This is a genomic window from Butyrivibrio sp. (assembly GCF_024699075.1).
Window position 1 is genome coordinate 1 of sequence record NZ_JAILQF010000208.1, and the last position, 2,460, is coordinate 2,460.

A 2,460-nucleotide genomic window follows, 5' to 3' on the forward strand; every position below is an offset into this window, starting at 1 on the left:
TTGATAAAAATGGGATATACTACAGTAGAAAGAGAGGGTATTAACGATGTTGATTCAATTTAATTTCAAGAACTTTAGATCATTTAGAGATGATGCAACGCTTGATCTTTCAGCTGCAAAGATGTCTGAGTTTAATGATAGAGTGGTTAGTGTTAGCAATGAGAAAATACTTCCTGTTGCAGCGATTTATGGTGCTAATGCAAGTGGTAAGTCCAATGTATATAGTGCATTTGAGTATATGGTGGAGTATGTAGTTAATTCCTTGCATTATGGTGATGATCCTGTAAAGTTCGAGGAGAATCGACCAACACCGTTTTTGTTTGATGGTGTCTCAGAAGATGCTGAATCGAGTTTTGAAGTATATTTTACAGTACCTGGAGATAAGTCAGAGAAGAGCTATAATTATGGATTCTGCATTGGCAAGGAAGGCGTTACTGAAGAGTGGCTGAACTATAAGGCAAAGACGGCCAGAGACTATAAGACTATTTTTTATAGATCAGATGAAGAGAATGAATTGGATTTATCTGGATTACCAAAGTCTACTAGAAATAATATAGAAGTTGCATTGGATAAGCAGGTGCTGATTGTTTCTTTAGGGGCAAAACTGAAAGTTGACAAGTGCAAGTTGGTTCGAGATTGGTTCTTGGCTAACGAGTTTGCTGACTTTGGAAATGCGTATACGAACTTCTTTTTATCCAGAAGACTTCCAAAGGGATTCGTAGAGGATAAGGATATTCAACAGAAGGTTGTACAGTATTTTTCATCATTTGATGAGAATATTAAGGGGTTTAATGTGGAGGAAGTTCCTACAGAGGGTGATTCAAAGGAATCTACCTATAAGATAAATTCGATTCATAAGAAGATAGATTCTGATGAGGTTGCAGAAATACCTTTAGGAATGGAATCGGCAGGAACATTAAAAATGTTTGCGCTATATCCTGAATTGCAAGAAGTACTGCAAAATGGAAGTGTTTATTTTATTGATGAGTTAAATGCTCGTTTGCATCCGCTTCTTGTGAGAAACTTTATCCTTATATTCTTGAATCCTGAGGTAAATGTAAATCATGCTCAGTTGATCTTTACTACACATGATACATGGCAACTGTCTAACCAACTTTTAAGAAGAGATGAAATCTGGTTTACAGAAAAGGATACAAATGGTGTTTCAGCTTTGTATTCTTTGGCTGACTTTATAAGTGAAGATGGCACGAAGATCCGTAAGGATGAGAGTTATGAGAAGAACTATCTGCTCGGAAAGTATGGTGCTATTCCAACTCTTAAGACGATTGACATACTTAAGGAGGATTAAGGAATGGCGAAAAAAGATAGAACAGGAAATCGAAAAACTAGGGAGCAACGTAGGAACACAAGGGTCCCAGAATTAGGGTATTATCTGATTGTTACTGATACAGAAGGAACAGAGCGTTGTTATTTTGATGGTCTTCATTCAGATTTACCTAAAGAGATTCAAGATAAACTTGTAGTCAAAGTGGTAGAGACCAAAACTGTGAGATTGATTGATAAGTGTATTGAATTTACGGCATATGATCCACAGTACAGAAATTCATGGATTGTCTTTGATAGGGATCAGGTTAAGGATTTTGATGAGATAATAGCGGAAGCTAAAAAGAAGGATATAAATGTTGGGTGGTCCAATCCATGTTTTGAAATTTGGATGCATGCTTATTATGGTTCGATGCCAAATATTCAGGAATCATGGACGTGTTGTGATAGATTTGGACAATTGTTTAAATCAAAGACCGGTAATAATTACGATAAAGCTGATAAAAGCTTATATCGGAGATTGGCTCAGACGGGTGATGAAACAAAAGCTTTGAAGATTGCGGAGCAGAAGTATAAGCAGTGTATTGATAATGGCTATACAAAACCTTCTGAGATGTGCCCATGTACTACTGTACATAATTTAGTAGCAGAAATTAAAGGGAAGATAACAGAATAGTAGTTTTCTGATAAGACAGGAGAAATCCTGTCTTATTTTTGGCGCAAAATTTCTGCAGATTTAGATCATATGTGTCCCATATGTATTTTGAACGGGTGGAAATAACAGCATACGATGTTGTTTTCAAACTTCTCGTGCCGTTTGATTATGCCGAGGTCATGACATAAGGAAGAGATCACGATGTCGCGTAGATTTAGATGTCACTAAAGGAACGAAGCGTTTCATCGCTGCTTATGGCTCTGTTTTTTGCCGTGCAAGCAGATTTTGAGCTACATCCTTCCTACCCCTGCATCACATCAGCGGAGCGGCGAGCCTTAAGACCAGCTGGCTAAAGCGCAGAAAGGCGCCACGGCCTGATGCATAGTAGTCAGTTACTTCATTAGATACTTCGAAGATTCTTTCAAAGTCCTCTTTTGTCTGCTTTACTGCGTCGCAGTCAGCGTAGAGACAGCCGTTTTCAAAGTGCAGGTAGAGGCTGCGGTAGTCCATGTTTATTGTAC

General features: G+C 38.0%; 2 protein-coding genes and 1 pseudogene. 2 read left to right on the plus strand and 1 reads right to left on the minus strand.

Translation table 11 applies throughout. The features are described from left to right. The first annotated feature begins 46 nt into the window (after window positions 1–46). A complete protein-coding gene (locus tag K6G87_RS08220) occupies window positions 47–1,309 on the plus strand; it encodes an AAA family ATPase (protein ID WP_296835736.1) in 1,263 nt (420 codons plus the stop codon). Window positions 1,310–1,312: 3 nt separating this feature from the next. Further along, entirely contained in the window at window positions 1,313–1,960 is a 648-nt protein-coding gene (locus tag K6G87_RS08225) for an RloB family protein (RefSeq protein WP_296835737.1), read from the plus strand. A gap of 291 nt (window positions 1,961–2,251) precedes the next feature. Here K6G87_RS08225 and K6G87_RS08230 read toward each other — a convergent pair. Beyond that, window positions 2,252–2,460: pseudogene (locus tag K6G87_RS08230) on the minus strand (cardiolipin synthase); the annotation flags it as partial.

What these genes read in the sequence shown, in the direction of transcription:
- K6G87_RS08220 (WP_296835736.1), top strand. Translation starts at nt 47, where the DNA reads ATGTTGATTCAATTTAATTTCAAGAACTTTAGATCATTTAGAGATGAT.
- K6G87_RS08225 (WP_296835737.1), top strand. Translation starts at nt 1,313, where the DNA reads ATGGCGAAAAAAGATAGAACAGGAAATCGAAAAACTAGGGAGCAACGT.